This window comes from Salinivibrio sp. EAGSL (assembly GCF_013366455.1).
Taxonomy (GTDB): domain Bacteria; phylum Pseudomonadota; class Gammaproteobacteria; order Enterobacterales; family Vibrionaceae; genus Salinivibrio; species Salinivibrio costicola.
This window is the reverse complement of sequence record NZ_JABWMG010000007.1, coordinates 66,494-82,036: the sequence shown is the minus strand read 5'-3', so window position 1 is coordinate 82,036 and position 15,543 is coordinate 66,494. Positions and strand designations below refer to the sequence as shown.

Annotated in this window: 16 protein-coding genes and 2 pseudogenes; 11 read left to right on the top strand and 7 right to left on the bottom strand. The window is 53.5% G+C overall.

The genetic code is table 11. The annotated features are described in order from the left end of the window. Positions 1 to 20: 20 nt before the first annotated feature. The 3 genes from HLG76_RS05985 to HLG76_RS05975 all read left to right on the top strand — a co-directional run bounded on the left by HLG76_RS05985 (position 21) and on the right by HLG76_RS05975 (position 1,559). Positions 21 to 302 carry a DUF134 domain-containing protein gene (locus tag HLG76_RS05985; protein ID WP_021023566.1) on the top strand — a complete coding sequence of 94 codons (282 nt, stop codon included), beginning with the start codon at positions 21 to 23 and terminating at the stop codon, positions 300 to 302. 338 nt (positions 303 to 640) lie between these two features. Further along, a complete protein-coding gene (locus HLG76_RS05980; protein WP_077460715.1) occupies positions 641 to 1,156 on the top strand; it encodes a NifB/NifX family molybdenum-iron cluster-binding protein in 516 nt (171 codons plus the stop codon). Further along, positions 1,101 to 1,559 (top strand): PaaI family thioesterase, encoded by a 459-nt coding sequence (locus HLG76_RS05975; protein ID WP_175993273.1) that lies wholly within the window; start codon positions 1,101 to 1,103, stop codon positions 1,557 to 1,559. The genes HLG76_RS05980 and HLG76_RS05975 overlap by 56 nt, the downstream gene beginning before the upstream one ends. Positions 1,560 to 1,569: 10 nt before the next feature. Here the strand turns inward: HLG76_RS05975 and HLG76_RS05970 are convergent, their stop codons facing one another. The 4 genes and pseudogenes from HLG76_RS05970 to HLG76_RS05960 all read right to left on the bottom strand — a co-directional run bounded on the left by HLG76_RS05970 (position 1,570) and on the right by HLG76_RS05960 (position 6,363). Continuing rightward, positions 1,570 to 2,541 (bottom strand): L-threonylcarbamoyladenylate synthase, encoded by a 972-nt coding sequence (locus HLG76_RS05970; protein ID WP_175993272.1) that lies wholly within the window; start codon positions 2,539 to 2,541, stop codon positions 1,570 to 1,572. Positions 2,542 to 2,549: 8 nt separating this feature from the next. Then, positions 2,550 to 3,215: a putative inorganic carbon transporter subunit DabA gene (locus HLG76_RS15185; RefSeq protein WP_217706498.1), complete on the bottom strand. Its 666-nt coding sequence runs from the start codon at positions 3,213 to 3,215 to the stop codon at positions 2,550 to 2,552. 8 nt (positions 3,216 to 3,223) lie between these two features. Beyond that, positions 3,224 to 4,996 (bottom strand): annotated as a pseudogene (locus HLG76_RS14955) (putative inorganic carbon transporter subunit DabA); the annotation flags it as partial. Continuing rightward, positions 4,996 to 6,363 (bottom strand): NADH-quinone oxidoreductase subunit L, encoded by a 1,368-nt coding sequence (locus tag HLG76_RS05960; RefSeq protein WP_175993271.1) that lies wholly within the window; start codon positions 6,361 to 6,363, stop codon positions 4,996 to 4,998. The gene HLG76_RS05960 and the pseudogene HLG76_RS14955, both read right to left, overlap by 1 nt. A gap of 99 nt (positions 6,364 to 6,462) precedes the next feature. Here HLG76_RS05960 and HLG76_RS05955 point away from each other — a divergent pair, with 99 nt between their 5' ends. Then, positions 6,463 to 7,395, top strand: a complete 933-nt coding sequence (locus HLG76_RS05955; RefSeq protein ID WP_077677077.1) for a LysR family transcriptional regulator — start codon at positions 6,463 to 6,465, stop codon at positions 7,393 to 7,395. On the opposite strand, the gene HLG76_RS05950 is transcribed toward HLG76_RS05955, so the two are convergent. Further along, positions 7,331 to 7,492: a DUF2256 domain-containing protein gene (locus HLG76_RS05950; RefSeq protein WP_175993270.1), complete on the bottom strand. Its 162-nt coding sequence runs from the start codon at positions 7,490 to 7,492 to the stop codon at positions 7,331 to 7,333. The genes HLG76_RS05955 and HLG76_RS05950 overlap by 65 nt on opposite strands. A gap of 133 nt (positions 7,493 to 7,625) precedes the next feature. Continuing rightward, a pseudogene (locus HLG76_RS05945) lies at positions 7,626 to 9,074 on the bottom strand (FAD-binding domain-containing protein); the annotation flags it as partial. Positions 9,075 to 9,314: 240 nt separating this feature from the next. Between HLG76_RS05945 and HLG76_RS05940 the strand changes: the two are divergent. From HLG76_RS05940 to HLG76_RS05920, 5 genes are all read left to right on the top strand, one after another. Then, positions 9,315 to 10,094 (top strand): ABC transporter ATP-binding protein, encoded by a 780-nt coding sequence (locus HLG76_RS05940; RefSeq protein WP_021023558.1) that lies wholly within the window; start codon positions 9,315 to 9,317, stop codon positions 10,092 to 10,094. Next, positions 10,091 to 10,960: an iron-siderophore ABC transporter substrate-binding protein gene (locus tag HLG76_RS05935; RefSeq protein WP_175993268.1), complete on the top strand. Its 870-nt coding sequence runs from the start codon at positions 10,091 to 10,093 to the stop codon at positions 10,958 to 10,960. The genes HLG76_RS05940 and HLG76_RS05935 overlap by 4 nt, the downstream gene beginning before the upstream one ends. After that, complete coding sequence (gene fhuB / locus HLG76_RS05930; protein ID WP_077677081.1) at positions 10,957 to 12,924, top strand: Fe(3+)-hydroxamate ABC transporter permease FhuB; 1,968 nt, start codon at positions 10,957 to 10,959, stop codon at positions 12,922 to 12,924. Before HLG76_RS05935 ends, fhuB begins: the two co-directional genes overlap by 4 nt. 87 nt (positions 12,925 to 13,011) lie before the next feature. Then, positions 13,012 to 13,347, top strand: coding sequence for an NAD(P)H-binding protein (locus HLG76_RS05925; RefSeq protein WP_175993267.1), 336 nt, complete (start codon positions 13,012 to 13,014; stop codon positions 13,345 to 13,347). Next, positions 13,326 to 13,745 carry an SDR family NAD(P)-dependent oxidoreductase gene (locus HLG76_RS05920; protein WP_175993266.1) on the top strand — a complete coding sequence of 140 codons (420 nt, stop codon included), beginning with the start codon at positions 13,326 to 13,328 and terminating at the stop codon, positions 13,743 to 13,745. Before HLG76_RS05925 ends, HLG76_RS05920 begins: the two co-directional genes overlap by 22 nt. 17 nt (positions 13,746 to 13,762) lie before the next feature. Here the strand turns inward: HLG76_RS05920 and HLG76_RS05915 are convergent, their stop codons facing one another. Then, positions 13,763 to 14,068 (bottom strand): DUF6482 family protein, encoded by a 306-nt coding sequence (locus HLG76_RS05915; RefSeq protein WP_175993265.1) that lies wholly within the window; start codon positions 14,066 to 14,068, stop codon positions 13,763 to 13,765. A 221-nt stretch (positions 14,069 to 14,289) separates the two neighbouring features. Between HLG76_RS05915 and phhA the strand changes: the two genes are divergently transcribed. Together phhA and HLG76_RS05905 are read left to right on the top strand one after the other, a co-directional pair. Beyond that, positions 14,290 to 15,162, top strand: a complete 873-nt coding sequence (gene phhA / locus HLG76_RS05910; protein ID WP_175993311.1) for a phenylalanine 4-monooxygenase — start codon at positions 14,290 to 14,292, stop codon at positions 15,160 to 15,162. Continuing rightward, a complete protein-coding gene (locus HLG76_RS05905; RefSeq protein ID WP_077460726.1) occupies positions 15,155 to 15,496 on the top strand; it encodes a 4a-hydroxytetrahydrobiopterin dehydratase in 342 nt (113 codons plus the stop codon). Before phhA ends, HLG76_RS05905 begins: the two co-directional genes overlap by 8 nt. Positions 15,497 to 15,543: the final 47 nt, after the last annotated feature.

The window sequence follows — 15,543 nt, the reverse complement described above, 5'->3', positions numbered from 1 at the left end:
TAGGCGAAAAAGGAGAACCTATGCCGCGCCCTAAAATGCCCCGCCGTATCTGCGGAAAACCGCATACCAATTGTTTTAAACCCAACGCCATTCCACTCAGTGAGCTAGAGACGGTGACCATAGGTTTGGATGAGTTCGAAGCCATGCGCCTTGTTGACCATCAAGGGATGCAGCAACTGCAAGCCGCGGAAGTCATGGGCGTATCTCGTCAAACGTTAGCCAACCTGGTTAAACGCGCCCGCGCCAAAACCACCGCCTGCCTCGTAGAAGGCAAAGCACTGGTGTTTGAGTCAGAAGAGTAGTGTTGGGTTAATCATTTACAAAAAAAGGTCTGTGCTGTATGTGACTAACCAAGGTGCTTTTATGGTTTACTAAACTGTATTTTCACGTCAATGATTGCCGTGAAAATAGGTATTTTTAAACTAATGCTTCCACTTAGTTATTGTCATTCATCATGCGACTTAGCAAGGATGAGCGCGTGTTCGAAAAAGTATTTTGTCGCACGACGTTGCAGCTTGATTCGAACACTCTCCACGTCTTGACGTGACTTTCTTCATTTTTCTCTCACAGAATAGTTTGCATATGCCATAAATCAGGCGTATTTTTAGCATATGCCATTTATATAAAGAGAGAACGGAAGATGACAATTGCTATTGCGATGAACCAAGACCGTCCTGCGGGACATTTTATGAAGGCCGAGCACTTTGCGCTGTTTGACGACGATGGCCAAGCACTCGCTCAGTTCGCCAACCCACGTGTAACAGAAGGTTGCGGTGCCAAAAACGCCTTGATAGCGATGCTGAAAGCTAACCAAGTAACACGTGTGGTGACCCGTCATATTGGCGAGCATGCGTTAGCGGGATTACTTGATGCTGGCTTACATGTTTATCAGTTAACCAATGGTCGCCTAAATCCTACCCAGTGGTTGTCGCCTGCGTACTGGCAACCGCTTACGGATGCGAGTCAAGGGCGGCCGGCGTTGCAGCGAATGAAGCAACAGCAACAACCACAACAACGGAAAGCAGCGTGTCATTCAGGACGTGGGCGAGGATGTGGCGCGCAAGATAGTGGTATAGGTGGTCAACATCGGGGGTGTGGACATGGACAAGGTCAACGAGGTCGAAACAGTGGCCACGGTTGCGGTTGCCATGAATAAGCAACCTGTTATCCCGCCGGATTCCCATCATCAGTGTGTGGCTTGCAGTGACAACGGGCTATTTAATTTTAAATTTTATCAAGACGATAACAATGCCGTCACCGCAACAGTGTGGTTAGAAAGCGCTTGGCAGGGGTATCAAAACCAGCTGCACGGTGGGGTCATTGCCACGCTTTTGGATGCGGCGTTGACCCATTGTACCTTCTTGTTTGCCCCGCAAAGTGTGACAGCGTCACTTAATATTCGCTATCACCATCCAGTGCCCGTTGCCGTTGAGGCTGAGGTACGTGCCTGGTGTGTGAAAGCGAAACACGGAATGAGTCAGTTGGAGGCAACACTGACCGTTGCAGACACTGTGTGTGCCACTGCAACGGCAAGCTTTATGCAAACACGCGCGTTGTGAGCGTCAAAAACTAGCTGACCGCGCGGCGTAGGCGATCATGCACGGCAAGCCACGCTTCGCCATGAGGGGGCTGGGCGAGCCAGATTTCATCGACGCCCAGTTGGTCGGCTTGGGCGAGTTGGTGATATAACGCTTGCCCGTAGCGCGCGGCGTCATCCGGCATGGCAATGCAGACCAGATCATCCCGTGTCGGGGCTTCGCCAAAGTGAAGCAAGGCCGCGCGTTTTTCCGGATGGGGCGCAGGGAGATCAGACAAGTCCGCAGCCACCATCTGCAACCGGGTGTTGGGTTGGTAATGGCTACCGACATTGCCGGGTACTACGCTATCGTGCTGCTCGGGGGCGTCGACTGTTTCACCCAGCACGGCGCTCAACTCGCTGGCGGTGATGGGACCGGCGCGAAGTACACGGAATGGACGCTTGGTAAGATCGACAATGGTCGATTCCAGCCCATGCTGGCAAGGGCCGCCATCAATCACCGCGGCGATTTTTCCGCCTAAACCATGCATCACTTGCTCTGCCGTGGTGGGGCTGAGCTTTTTATACGGGTTCGCTGACGGGGCGGCAACGGCAAGCTGATGGGTGGCGAGCAGGTCCAATAACACAGGTTGCGCGGGAACGCGAAGTCCAATGGTATCTAATCCACCCGTGACGACCGGTGAAACATGCTCGGCACGTGGCAGCAGCAGCGTCATCGGCCCTGGCCAGAAGGCATTCGCCAGCTTATATGCTTCATCCGGGATCGGCGTTGCCCACTCGGTGATCGATGCGACGTCACCGAGATGAACAATCAAAGGATGATTGGCGGGTCGCCCTTTGGCGGTAAAAATGCCCGCGACGGCGTCTGGATTGCTGGCATCCGCTGCCAGACCGTACACGGTTTCTGTAGGCACCGCGACTTGTTCGCCGGCTTTCAGTAGCTCGGCGGCTTGTGTTAGGTCCGTTGAACACTGCGCTGAGAGAAGTTGCGTTTTCAACGACATGCTCCGTTTTATGTTGCTACGTTCAGGTGATACCACTGACCCGAGCGATCGCGTTGCCATACTGCACCTTGCGCATCAATTTGCATCAAGTACAGCCAGCCGTGATTCGCCAGCGCGGCTATATCGTTATGGCGTGCAAGTATACTATCAATTGCCTCCCGAGGGGCAGCGATAAATACGCTTAATCGCACTGGCTGGTGGCGATATCGACGGCCATCGTGCACGGATTGATGCGATAAGCCAATTCGCAAGTCACCACCATTCCCTTCAAACACCCCAATGTGCCCACCCACGATGTTGTGCAGCAATTTGTTTCCGCTGCCAAATTTTTCCGGTGCGGTAACAGAAGCAAAGTACTGCAAGTTGATCCAATTGGTCACCACCATGGGCGCGGTGAGGATTGCCGTAAGCTGGCTAAAGTCACTGTCTCTATGCCAGTCGTAGTCGTGTAAAAAGCTGCGACCTTGCAAATTAATCTGTCGAGACAGGGTGCGCGGGCCCACGATTAACGCGGCGTTGTCACACAGTCCCCATTCAGGGCGCATTTGTGCCCAATCTTTGGCCCGTGTAGCAAAGAAGCGTTTGAGCTTGGATGGCTGGGTAGGCGTTTGATCAACTGGTTGGCGCGGGTTGCACGTGCTTGCTCGCTCGCAGCGGCCAGCCAAGTTTGCCATTGGGCATGCTCGGGGGCGTGAAAGACATCCAGCGCGTCGGTCGTGGTGTTGTGCATGGCGGCATAAAAACGGGTGCTGGCGGGAATCGTTACGCCTTGCTGTGCCATGGCATCACGCACGTCGGCATCGTTAAGAAGCTGTGCGAGTACACGTACATTCACCTCACCGGTTTGTCCACCGCAAGCACCACAGTCAAGCCCTGCTGCATGAGGGTTGTTACAGGTTTCACTGCCATGACCCACCAACAAGACGGCATCGGCTAAATGGTCAGCAATGCCCATGGCGCGCAAGATACCAGTGCCTAGCTCTGCTTTTTCTGCTGGGGTTAACGGCGTATTGTCAAGGGTGAGCGCCCAATCACTGTCAGTATGACTGAGTCGATTTAGCGGGTTTTCGGTGCCAGAAATGCGCAATGCGCGCTTTAACAAACTCACCAGTTTTAGCATGCCACCGGCTTCGACCATGCCTAAATTGGCGGCGGGCGCATCAAGGCTACGTTGCCAGCCGAGCTTGGTCATCCGCAACCAGCGTTCGGGGGTGGCATGAGTTTGTGAGGCGGTGATCGCCGGTGCCAATAAGCCGGGCAGTTGCGGGCGTTGAATCTGGCTATCAGTGGGTTGATAGGCGATCGGCAAGCCAAAAAAGCCAGCAAAGCCAAGGGTTTGAATCCGATCAGATTGTGCTTCTAACGCGCGACGCATCGGTTCAGAGCGCACATCGATACAAAACACAGCTTGCAGCGTAGGCGAGGTGGCGAGAGTGTCGACACTGGCCTGCGCGGACAGGGCGTGTGCCCAAGGGCGCTGCTGACTGATTTCTAGCGCTTGCTGCCAAATCCACAGTGGCGCGAGCTGTTGTTGTGCTTGGTGATACCAATGGCGCACATTCACCGCTTGGTGGTGCATGGATTGACGAATGCTTGCCCACGCTGCTTCACGGTGTTTGGCAAGCCAACGTGCCAGCACTGTATCCCACGCGAGTAAAATCGCGAATAGGCCCATACCATGATCTTGCTGTTCACTGTCACCGAGCTGTTGCTGCCAATCTAACCAGGCTTGCCAGCTTGCCCAACCTGATAAACCATGCATCAGCGCGTGGCAATAGGCCAAGTTACCGTTTGGGTCATGAAGAATCGGTTGCCAAAAGGCGGCCGCTTCAGCGATCAGTGCATCCATTTGGGTGGGTAGAGCGGCGAAATCGGCGAGCAAATCCACGCCAGTGAGGGTTTTAATGCCTTTATCTTGGCTCACCACACTCAACCAGCATTGATAAAGGTGTTCACCGCCTTGGCCTTGGGCATCAAAGCGCTGTGGGTATTGGTGATAAAGCGCGAGAAACTGGCTCACTTGCTGCTGGATTTCTTGCTGCCACGATAAGCCTTGTTGTGTTTCCCGAGTGCGGTCACACAACTCAGCCAATGGCTTCCAACGCGGGAGGTTACTGCTATGAATGCGCAGTGCACGCAGACAATCACTCACTGTTAATGCGCTGCCAGAGGTTGAAATGGCCTCGGCAAGGTGTGCCTCACTAATGGGCGATTGCCAATGCGACAGATAGTACGCCGACGGCATTAGCGGACAGTGGCCACTTAACACCGCTTGCTCAGCAAAGACTTGCTCAATGGGGGTAAAGCGTTGCGGCCACCATGGGTTCACCGCAATCATTTGATCCAACGGCCAGCTTGGCGCAATCGCTACGACCGCTTGCTGGGTGGCATCGCGAAAATCGCTCACATCGAGGGACTCAGGGTATGCAGATACGTTGGGCGTTTTCGCAATCATTAACGCGTCTCCTTATGCGGTTGCCATTGGGTCGTTTGTAGTTGGATTAAAGAAGCACTCGGCCACCATTTGAGAGTCAAGCGTGTCGCCCACTCATCAAGGTAAGCCCCGGCGTTTAGCCAAATAAACAGGCGGTTGACCCACGCTTTGTGAGGCCAGTACTGGACCGCCAGTGATAGAGCAAACAGCGTGATAAACAGCACCAGCGCAAAGGCATCGGCAAATAAATAGGTGGCATTTCCACCCGCGACAAACACAATCAAGCTATGTTTAATGGCGGCGTAGAGCCCGAGCAGGCCAAGCGCAAACACGCTACTGAGCAGCACGCGTGTCGGGCGAGCAGCGCCTGGGCGGGTAAAGGCCGGTAATAGCAGCATGGTCATCGCCATCCACAGCAACCAACCGGCTGCAAAACTATTTAAAATACCGACACTCAGGTGCACGGCGACAATCAAACCGGCGGTGGTGGCCATCGCGGCAAGCCAATGGCAGCGACGCGGAACTGAGGCGTCGGCCAGTTGGGTTGCTAGCCAATGATTCACCCCATTGCCGCTGTTGAGGAAAGAGAACGCCTTGTAGAAAGAGTGCGCCAGTAAGTGCAGCAGTGCCAACTCATAAAGGCCTAGGGCGATTTCAACTAACATCAGACCCATTTGTGCGACGGTCGACCACGCCAGTTTTACCTTAATGCTCACGCGTGTCAGGCTCACCAGCCCTGCCACCAGGGTACTGACACCGGCGATAACCAGCAGTGTAAAGCTGGCACTGGGGCTCGCCGCGAGCACTGGCGCGAGCAGCATCAATAAGATCCCGCCAAGATTCACAATACCGGCGTGCAACAAGGCAGAGACAGGCGTAGGTGCTTCCACCACTTGAATGAGCCAGCCGTGCAAGGGCAGTTGCGCGCACTTAATGATCGCCACACCCACCAGCATAAAGGCGGCGATGCTTACAGTCAGCGTGTGAGGCTGCTGGCTGACTTGAAACATCAATTGGTCAATCTGCGCGGTTTGGTAGTGGAAAAATAACAGTAAAAATGCGCCACCGAGTAGCAATTCGCTAAAGCGGGCGAGCAGCATTTTTTTGTGTGCCGCGAGTTGGGCGCGAGGCCGATGCGGATAGAAAAGAATTAAGCGACCCAATGAGAGGCTAACCGCCACCCAAGCAAGCCAAAACAGCAACAGGTGATTGCTGACTAAAACCAACAAGACTGCCGACAAGGTGAGCAGTAAGGATAAAAGAAAACGGTGTTTGTCGGTTTGGCCTGCAAACGCGGTGGCACTGTATCGCCAGATAACACCGCCAAGAAGCGCAACCAGTGCCAGCAGCACCAGTTTGAGCGGCGTGACGAGAAATAGGGATAACATGACTTACCTCACAGCAATAGTTATGCGAACCATTGTGAAAACTTACTACAATTAAGTAAAATACATAATAAATTACTTTTCATTCTGTTTTATAGAACGATGAGCCGACTTAACTACCATCATTTGTATTATTTTTGGCAGGTGGCACGCCATGGCAACCTGACCCAGACCGCCCGTAACCTGCATATTTCGCAGTCGGCGCTGTCGTCACAAATCAAGCAGCTTGAGCAGGCGATGCAGGTGCAATTGTTTGAGCGGCAAGGTCGTACATTGACGTTGACCGAAAGTGGCTATCAAGCGATGAACTATGCCGAAGAGATTTTTCGCCAAGGGGAAGAGTTAGAGCAGTTGCTATCCAGTGGCGGGGCGCTGTCCAGTGCCACGATTCGCATTGGCACCTTATCCACCATGTCGCGGAACTTTATCGAGCAGTTTATTCAGCCATTGGTCAATCAACGAGAGTGCCGCTATGTGTTGCAGTCGATGGATCAAACCGGCTTGCTTCATGCGCTGTCTGATCACCAGTTGGATTTGGCGCTAACCAATATCGCGGTGCGGGGGACCAATAAACAAATTTGGCAGTATCAGCAACTGGCACGCCAGCCGGTAGCCGTGATTGGTTGGCCGGGTAAAGCGTTATCGCCCACCTTAGATGCCAGCTACCAGCACCAAGCGTGGGTGTTGCCTTATGGCGATAACCCGATTCGCTCGGGGTTTGATGCCATCTCTGCGCAGTATCAACTCAAGCCTTACATCATGGCAGAAGCCAATGATATGGCGATGTTGCGCCTTTTAAGCCGAGATAATGACGCGTTAGCGGTGATGCCCGAAGTGGTGGTTCGCGATGAGCTAGATAGTGGCATGCTCACCCGCTATGCCTTACTGCCGAGTGTGTATGAGCCGTTTTATGCGGTATCGATTAAACGTCAGTGGGTACATCCGAAATTGAATTCGCTTTTAGATGCGTTCAGTGCGTCGCCGCTCGCGCATGGCGACGACCTTCCCGGCGGCAACGGTCAGAGCAATACCTAACTTCGTCCCAACAGCGTGCCCACTTTTTACGCCACGTAAACGGGCGTTCGCACGTCAAACATGCCTTGCTGGGAAGATGCGGCTTTTTATGCGCCATCTGGGTTGCCTCCAGTAGATTGAGTGGCACGTGACCGTTGTTTCATTGTGTGCTTATCCGCGTGATCAAGGCTTTTGATCCGCTTATCGCTTATTCGTTGCTCAGGGCCATTTGTTGGCTCAGGGCTGTTTGGACGCACATGGGTGGCAAGGATCCGTGCTTTTTCGATACGAACCGCGTCTTGTTGACGAAACGACCATAAAATATCACGCGCCCGTTTGCCGGTTTGTTCTATATCGACAATGGCTTTCGGGTAATCTTCGCCAAGCACCACGCCGTACATCATCGCTTCCATGTCGGTCATTTGCCACGGGGTGTGGATCAAACTGTCGGGCAAGGGAGAAAGCTCAGGTAACCATTCACGAATAAATGCCCCTTCCGGATCTTGCTCTTGCGATTGTTTCACTGGGTTATAAATGCGCAAGGTATTTGCGCCCGTTACGCCAGCTTGCATTTGAAACTGGGGGTAATGAATTCCGGGCTCAAAATCGAGAAATAGCTGCGCCAAATGATGGACACCGCGGCGCCAATCAATCAGTAGATGGTGGGTTAAAAAACTGACCAGCATCGCCCGCATACGAAAGTTGATATAGCCGGTGGCGTGCAGGCAACGCATACAGGCATCGACGAGCGGATAACCGGTATGACCTTGTTGCCATGCGAGCAGATGCGCATCGCTCTGCGGACCGTTCGCGTACTCAAAATGTAAGTAGCCGCGATTAACGGGGCGATGCTCCATGTGGTGCTCGCTTTCAAATTTCTGCATAAAATGACAGTGCCAATGCAAACGCGACACCATAGCGACCAGCGCACGCCGCCAACCCTTTTTCTGCCAATGGAGGAGAGTAATTTGATACATTTCGCGCAAGCTGATGTTACCCCATGCGAGATAGGGTGACAGTCGGGTACAGCTTTTGCGGCTGGCGAGCGGTTTAGAGATGTGGCGTTGATAGCTTTGCCCGCGCTCGCGGAAAAAAGACTGCAAGGTTTTATACGCCCAACTTGGGCCGCCGGGTTGAAAGCGTGGCGCGGGAGAATCCCACTTGTGGTGATCGAGCGCGGGTAGCGTGAGTGATGTGTCTAGCCAGCGCGCTTGCTGCCAATCCGGATCGGCAAGAGGGGCGCGCATCACCTTTTGCCATTCTGCGTCCCAATCCCCCCGATTTTTTGCGCCGCGGATCACCGCCCCTGTGGGAAATTCATGCCAAGGGATCTGATGGCTTGCCAGCCATTTCGCCACCGCTTTATCACGAGAAAATGTCGCGTCGACGCCAATTTCTTGATGGCTGTAGACCGCGCCAATTGCCTGCTGCTGGTGGATGGCGTCGAAAACGGCGAGTGCTTCACCTTGGCAAATGGTGACCTGCCCGCCAAGCGGTGCCAGCTGTTGATTGAGATCACACAGCGATTGCCAGACAAATCGCCAATGGCGCTCGCAGTGGTGCGGATCGTTGAGCAGCAGTGGCTCAAACAGGTACAGGATCACCAAGGGACGCCCAGCGGCAATGGCGGCTTGTAGGGGGGCGTGATCCCGCAGGCGTAAATCGCGTTTTAGCCACACAAGGCTGATCGGCGCGGACATAGCGTTCTCGACAGTCGTAACAACAAACTTTTATTCACCCTTGGCGGTACGAGGCTGAATGGTGTTTGGATCCCTGATGGTGACGTGGTTGAGGTCTAATTTCTCTGATTAACAAGCGCTAAGCGCACAAAGCGAAATCAAAATGGTTTGCATTTGCTTTTTAGGCATCGGAAAATTACCAACTGTAGAATTAACTGACAGGCGCATCCCGCGCTTGTACTTAAGCAGTAGGATCGGGATATGTTAGAGGCAAAGGACGTTGCGTTTGCCGTCAACGGAAAAGTGTTGCTTGATAAGGTGAGCTTGTCGTTTACGCCAGGAAAAATCTGTGCGTTGGTCGGCCACAATGGTTCGGGCAAATCGACGTTGATAAAGCTGTTAGCGCAGCAACAGGCAACCAGCAGCGGACAGATCGCATTAGACCAAAAGCCCTTGTCGAAATGGTCAGAAAAAGCGTTTGCGCGCGAGGTGGCGTATTTGCCACAGCATTTACCGGCAACAGATAACTTAACTGGGTATGAGTTGGTCAGTTTTGGTCGCTATCCTTGGCATGGCTTGCTGGGGCGGTTGACCAAAGCCGATCACCAAGCGATCAACGAGGCAATGGCGCTCACCGGTACCCAAGATTATGCCGAGCGCTTGGTCGATACCTTATCGGGCGGCGAGCGCCAACGGCTATGGATTGCGATGCTGCTGGCACAGCAAACGCGTTACTTACTGCTCGATGAGCCGCTATCTGCACTAGATGTAGCCCACCAAGTTGAAGTGATGACCTTGGTGCGAAAACTCAGCCGAGAGCTGGATAAATCCATCATTATTGTGGTGCACGATATTAATATGGCGGCGCGTTTTTGTGATGAGATTGTCGCCTTGCACAGCGGGCAAGTCCTGACTCAAGGTGCGGTTAGTGATGTGTTTCAAGAGTCGGCCCTCAAATCGATTTATGGTATTGAAATGCCGATTGCCGATCATGCCGCCGGCTATGCGGTCGCTATGCCGGGGGAGTTATCGCCAGTATGATCAAGTCCTCTTTTCTGACGCTTATGGTCTGGCTGACCGCGGCCATGATGTCAGCGAGCGTCAGCGCGTCGCCTCGTATTCTCTCGCTGGATTGGACCCAAACTGAAACCTTATTGGCCTTGGGGGTGACGCCCGTCGCGGTCGCGCAAAAGGCGGATTACAATTCGTGGGTGAAAGCCCCGCCCATTCCAGAAAAAACCGTTGATATTGGGCTTCGCACCCAGCCGAACATGGAGCGTTTGGCCGAGCTTCATCCCGATAAAATTCTAATTTCACCCATTTTTAAGGCAATGAAGCCCAAGTTAAGCACCATTGCGCCGGTCAGTTCAATTCCTCTGTATGAAAGCGGCCTAAGCTGGGCATCGCTCAAAACCGTGACGCGGCAAATTGCACATGAGGCCAACCGTCCGGAGGTCGGTGAAACCCTGATTGCCAATGCGAAACAGCAATTGGCGAGCTTGCGCGATACGATCCCCGGTGAACAGCCCCCGCTGCTGATGATCCAGTTCCTAGACCCCAACCATGTGCGGGTGTTTGGGACCAACAGCTTGTATCACGCCGCCATCAGTGAATTGGGGCTCAGCAATGCGTGGCAAAACACCACCAACAGTTGGGGGTTTAGCATGGTTTCCACCCGCGAGCTGCTAGACCTTGATGCGCAGCTGGTGATTGTGCGCCCGCTCCCCGCGGGTGTGGAGCAAACCCTTAAGACCAATATGTTTTGGCAATATTTGGTTAAACGTACGGGACGTACGCCATTGATGATTGACCCCGTATGGAGTTTTGGTGCGATTCCATCGGCGTTACGCTTTGCCCGCCTTGTGACCGTGGCATTGACCGACCCTGAACAAGGGGAGCAGTCATGAAACTGAAACTATTATGGGTACCCTTGGCGTTACTGACGGCACTGTTAAGCCTCGCCTCCACTCAATTGGGGCAGTGGGATGTGAATGTTTCCATGCTTTGGCAGTCGTTGTGGTCGCTGGATGACAGTGCGTCGATTGGGGTGGTGATGCATTTAACCTGGTGGCCGCGCTTGGTCACCGCATTGCTGGCGGGGACGTGTTTGGGGCTGGCCGGTACCTTGATGCAACAGGTTTTGCGCAACCCCTTGGCCTCGCCCTCTACGCTGGGGGTGGCGAATGGCGCCAGCTTGGCGCTGATGCTTGCGACGCTTTATGCCCCTTGGCTATTGACTTGGTCGAGCGCGATGGTGGCGATGTCTGGCGGGGTGCTGACTATGCTGGTGGTGTTTGCGCTGGCATGGCGACGCGGCCTATCGCCCACCGTGGTGGTGATCGCGGGTTTGATTCTAAATCTATACTGCGGTGCGCTCAGCACTGTACTGCTGTTGATGAATCAAGAAGCGCTACACGGCATGATGGTGTGGGGCGCGGGCTCGATGGTGCAAACCGACTGGCACAGTGTGCAAGCCTTACTGCCACGTGTTGGATTGGCGGTCGTGTTGATCCTTGCCTTATTAAAGCCGCTCAACGTCTTGAGTCTTTCGGATGAAGGAGCGAAAAGCTTGGGCGTATCACTGGCGAAAATTCGCGTAATTGCTCTGGGGCTATCGGTGCTTCTGACCGCGTGGGTGGTTAGCTTGATTGGCGTGATTGGCTTTGTCGGTCTCGCCGCGCCCGCGATTGCGCGCTTATGTGGCGCACGTAAGCTCATCACCCGATTGAGCCTGGCGATGATTTTAGGCGCATTGATGTTGGCAGCCACCGATTTGGCTGTCCAACTGTTACCTGGCCGCCGGGCCATGATGGTGCCCACTGGGGCGGCGACGGCAGCGTTAGGGGCGCCTCTTCTTTTGTGGTTGTTGCCACGGGTGTCACTGGGGAATCGTCAACGCCAACAGATGCAATCGGGATCGCCCGCACCGCGTCAGGATTGGCCGTTAGGCCGAACGTTGATGTTACTGGTGTTAGGTGTGGTGATTTTTGCCACCGTATCGCGTCAAAGTGAGGGCTGGCAGTGGCTGGCGCTCAGCGGCGATTGGTCTTTGTTGGAATGGCGCTTGCCACGCTTGCTGGCGGCGGCATTGGCGGGCGGTGTGCTTGCTGTTGCGGGTGCCGTGCTTCAGCGTTTAAGTGCCAACCCGATGGCGAGCCCTGAGGTGATGGGGATCAGTGCCGGCACGGCGCTGGGGCTGATTGTCACCATTTTTGCGGGCATGGGCGCGTCTATGCTGAGTTTGTATGTCGGCGGATTAATCGGTGCCGGCGCAACCTTGGCGTTGATTGTACTACTCAATCACAAAACCGGCTTCCAGCCAGAAAAGGTGTTGCTCACTGGCGTAGCCATTGCCGCACTGATGCAAGCGGTACAGAGCTTCTTGATGGCGGGCGGCGATCCTCGCGCGTATCAAGTCCTCGCTTGGATTTCAGGCTCAACCTATTATGTGACCGACAGCACAGTGACTACATTGGCCTTGGTTGCGGCGGTGCTGGTGGCACTGGGATTGATGTGTCAGCGGTGGCTCGATATTTTGCCGCTCGGTGGCGAAACTGCTCAATCGCTAGGGGTAAAGGTAGGGCGTGCCCGCATGCTGTTGCTGGCCCTCGTCGCGGTCATGACCGTCAGTGCCACCTTGGTGGTAGGGCCGCTTAGTTTTGTCGGCTTGATGGCTCCGCATATTGCGCGCAGTTGGGGTGCGAAAAATGCCCGCGCGCACATGATCACCGCCGGATTGATTGGCATGGGATTGATGCTGTTTGCCGATTGGCTAGGACGACAATGGCTGTATCCGCAAGAAATGCCAGCTGGGATCATTGCTTCCTTGATAGGCGGGCTTTACCTCATGGTTGTGTTACGTAAGCTATAGTTTTAACGTACGGTGATCGACAAGATCGCCTCATCCCTAACTAAAGAGATGCAGTTTGCATCTCTTTTTGTTTGAGGAGCCAAGAGAATGAACAGTGATTCCATGCAGCGTGTGGCGGTTGTCGGCGCAGGTGGCGCGATTGGTGAAGCTTTTTGCCGCGCATTGCTCGACAAGCCATCCATTCAGCAAGTCTTTGCCTTGGGGCGTCACCCCGCGCTACTTGCCGAAATAAGTGAAAAGGTCACCCCGGTGACAGTGAACATTCGCGATGACGCATCGATACAAGCGGCGGCCGAGCACATCGACGACAACAGTCTAGACGCGGTGATCATTGCCTCGGGGATGCTTCATGATGATGCGGTCAGCCCAGAAAAAGCCTCGCGGCGTGCAGCAGTGAGGCCATGCACCAGCTGTTTGATGTGAATGCCGTTGCGCCGCTGCTGTTGAGCAAACATCTAGCGGCCAAACTGAAACGTAACGCTGAGGCGAAGCTCGCTATCTTGTCGGCGCGCGTGGGCAGTATTAGTGACAACCGTGCGGGCGGTTGGTACGCCTATCGTGCAAGTAAAGCGGCGGTGAACATGCTGATCAAATGCATGAGCATTGAACTTGGCCGCCAGGACAAATCATTGACCGTGGTTGGTCTGCATCCGGGGACCGTCGATAGTCGTTTATCCGCGCCATTCCAAGCCAATGTTAAGCCCGGTAAATTATTCAGCCCGGCTCAATCGGCTGGCTACTTATTGTCGGTATTGGATGGCCTAGACAGTCGTCATACTGGGCGTCTGTTTGCGTGGGACGGGGAAGAAATTGCCCCATAGGTTGGGGCATTGTTGAGTTATTTCCAATGCAATGGCTGCTCTAGGGTCGATAAAGGCTTTTCCGTGCCAAGCCCTATCATTTCGTCATACGCCGTGTCAGTGACTAACACGTATTGCGCGGCGTTAATCCATTCAAAATCATCTTTCACCGCTAGCAAGCTGCGGGACAGATAGGGCTTATCGCCGTGGTAAATTAGCTTCTGCTCCACCGTATCGCCGTGACGTAAAAAGGCGATGGCTTGATATAACATGCCATCAATGCCACGGATCTGAATCTTGTCAATGTTGTCGCAATTTATCAGTTCGCTCAGTTGTAAATTCATCACTCGTCCCTGCAGTTAGGCCTTTCTCAACCACTACGAGCCATGCAAGCACGCGGATCCCTCGAGGGTGAGGCATTACCCGTAGCGACAGCCTTTTGAACGCACAATGTAAAATAAATGTTACGCAAAAGTAAAATTAAAACCGAGGTGAGGAGATGATTTTCTCTGCAAAGTCGACGTAATCTGTGAGTAACGGAAACATTGCGTAAGGCTAAGGGCCGCTGTTTACGCGCGATTTTTACGCCAGACAACGACACAAGGCGGTGAACGTGAAACAGAGTAAATACGAATCCAAACCACTTGATGAGCAAGGTCGTGTAGCCTGGTCGGCACAAGAAAACGATGTATGGCGCCAGTTAGTCACACGGCAGCTTGCGTGCATCAAGGACAAAGCGTGTCAAGAATATCTCGACGGTTTACGACTGCTCGACTTGCCGCATAACACGGTGCCACAGATCCCAGATGTCAATGCAGTGTTAATGCGAGAGACGGGCTGGCAAGTGGCCCCCGTGCCTGCATTGATTGATTTCGACCATTTCTTCGCCTTATTGGCGGATAAAAAATTCCCCGCGGCGACCTTTTTGCGCACCAAAGAAGACTTTGATTACTTGCAAGAGCCGGATTATTTTCATGAGATCTTCGGTCACTGTGCGATGCTCACCCACCCAGCATTCGCTGAATTTACCCATATGTATGGTCAGCTCGGTAAGCAGGCCACGCCCAAAGAGCGCGTCTATCTTGCACGCTTGTATTGGTTTACGGTCGAGTTTGGTTTACTCAGTGACGCGCAAGGCAATCGCAGTATTTATGGCGGCGGGATCTTGTCTTCGCCGGCGGAGACCGAGTACGCCTTTAATAGCGACAAAGCGGTGCGTAAGCCTTTAGAAGTGATAGATGTCATGCGCACGCCATATCGGATTGACATCATGCAACCCATTTACTTTACCATTGAGTCGATTGACGACTTATTTGCCATCAGCCAACGTGATTTGATTGCTGATGTGCATCAAGCCATGGAACTGGGCCTTCATGCGCCTTTGTTCCCGCCCAAACCGAAAAAGACAGAACAGCAAAAGGAAACGCAACATGTCTGAACTAACTGAGTTGAAATGTGAAGCCTGTAATATTGATGCCCCATTGGTCAGTGCTGAGGAAATGCCGACGCTGCTTAAAGATATCCCACAATGGAGCAAAGTGACGCGAGATGGGATTGATCAGCTCGAACGCGAGTTTACTTTCCGCAACTTTAAGTTGGCGTGGGCGTTTGCCAACCAAGTAGCTGAACTGGCTGAGCAAGAAGGCCACCATCCGGCTATCTTGCTGGAGTGGGGTAAAGTGTCCGTGACTTGGTGGTCGCATAAGATTAAAGGCCTGCACAAAAATGATTTTATTTGTGCGGCGAAAACCGACGGCATTGCGCCTGAGTAAACCAAAAAAACGCCCCAAGATTGAACTCGGGGCGTATCTTTTTCGCT

Bases quoted from the DNA above. Each gene is read 5' to 3' on its own strand.
- HLG76_RS05985 (WP_021023566.1), top strand. From the start codon at position 21: ATGCCGCGCCCTAAAATGCCCCGCCGTATCTGCGGAAAACCGCATACC.
- HLG76_RS05980 (WP_077460715.1), top strand. From the start codon at position 641: ATGACAATTGCTATTGCGATGAACCAAGACCGTCCTGCGGGACATTTT.
- HLG76_RS05975 (WP_175993273.1), top strand. From the start codon at position 1,101: ATGGACAAGGTCAACGAGGTCGAAACAGTGGCCACGGTTGCGGTTGCC.
- HLG76_RS05970 (WP_175993272.1), bottom strand. From the start codon at position 2,541: ATGTCGTTGAAAACGCAACTTCTCTCAGCGCAGTGTTCAACGGACCTA.
- HLG76_RS15185 (WP_217706498.1), bottom strand. From the start codon at position 3,215: ATGGCAAACTTGGCTGGCCGCTGCGAGCGAGCAAGCACGTGCAACCCG.
- HLG76_RS05960 (WP_175993271.1), bottom strand. From the start codon at position 6,363: ATGTTATCCCTATTTCTCGTCACGCCGCTCAAACTGGTGCTGCTGGCA.
- HLG76_RS05955 (WP_077677077.1), top strand. From the start codon at position 6,463: ATGAGCCGACTTAACTACCATCATTTGTATTATTTTTGGCAGGTGGCA.
- HLG76_RS05950 (WP_175993270.1), bottom strand. From the start codon at position 7,492: ATGGCGCATAAAAAGCCGCATCTTCCCAGCAAGGCATGTTTGACGTGC.
- HLG76_RS05940 (WP_021023558.1), top strand. From the start codon at position 9,315: ATGTTAGAGGCAAAGGACGTTGCGTTTGCCGTCAACGGAAAAGTGTTG.
- HLG76_RS05935 (WP_175993268.1), top strand. From the start codon at position 10,091: ATGATCAAGTCCTCTTTTCTGACGCTTATGGTCTGGCTGACCGCGGCC.
- fhuB (WP_077677081.1), top strand. From the start codon at position 10,957: ATGAAACTGAAACTATTATGGGTACCCTTGGCGTTACTGACGGCACTG.
- HLG76_RS05925 (WP_175993267.1), top strand. From the start codon at position 13,012: ATGAACAGTGATTCCATGCAGCGTGTGGCGGTTGTCGGCGCAGGTGGC.
- HLG76_RS05920 (WP_175993266.1), top strand. From the start codon at position 13,326: ATGCACCAGCTGTTTGATGTGAATGCCGTTGCGCCGCTGCTGTTGAGC.
- HLG76_RS05915 (WP_175993265.1), bottom strand. From the start codon at position 14,068: ATGAATTTACAACTGAGCGAACTGATAAATTGCGACAACATTGACAAG.
- HLG76_RS05905 (WP_077460726.1), top strand. From the start codon at position 15,155: ATGTCTGAACTAACTGAGTTGAAATGTGAAGCCTGTAATATTGATGCC.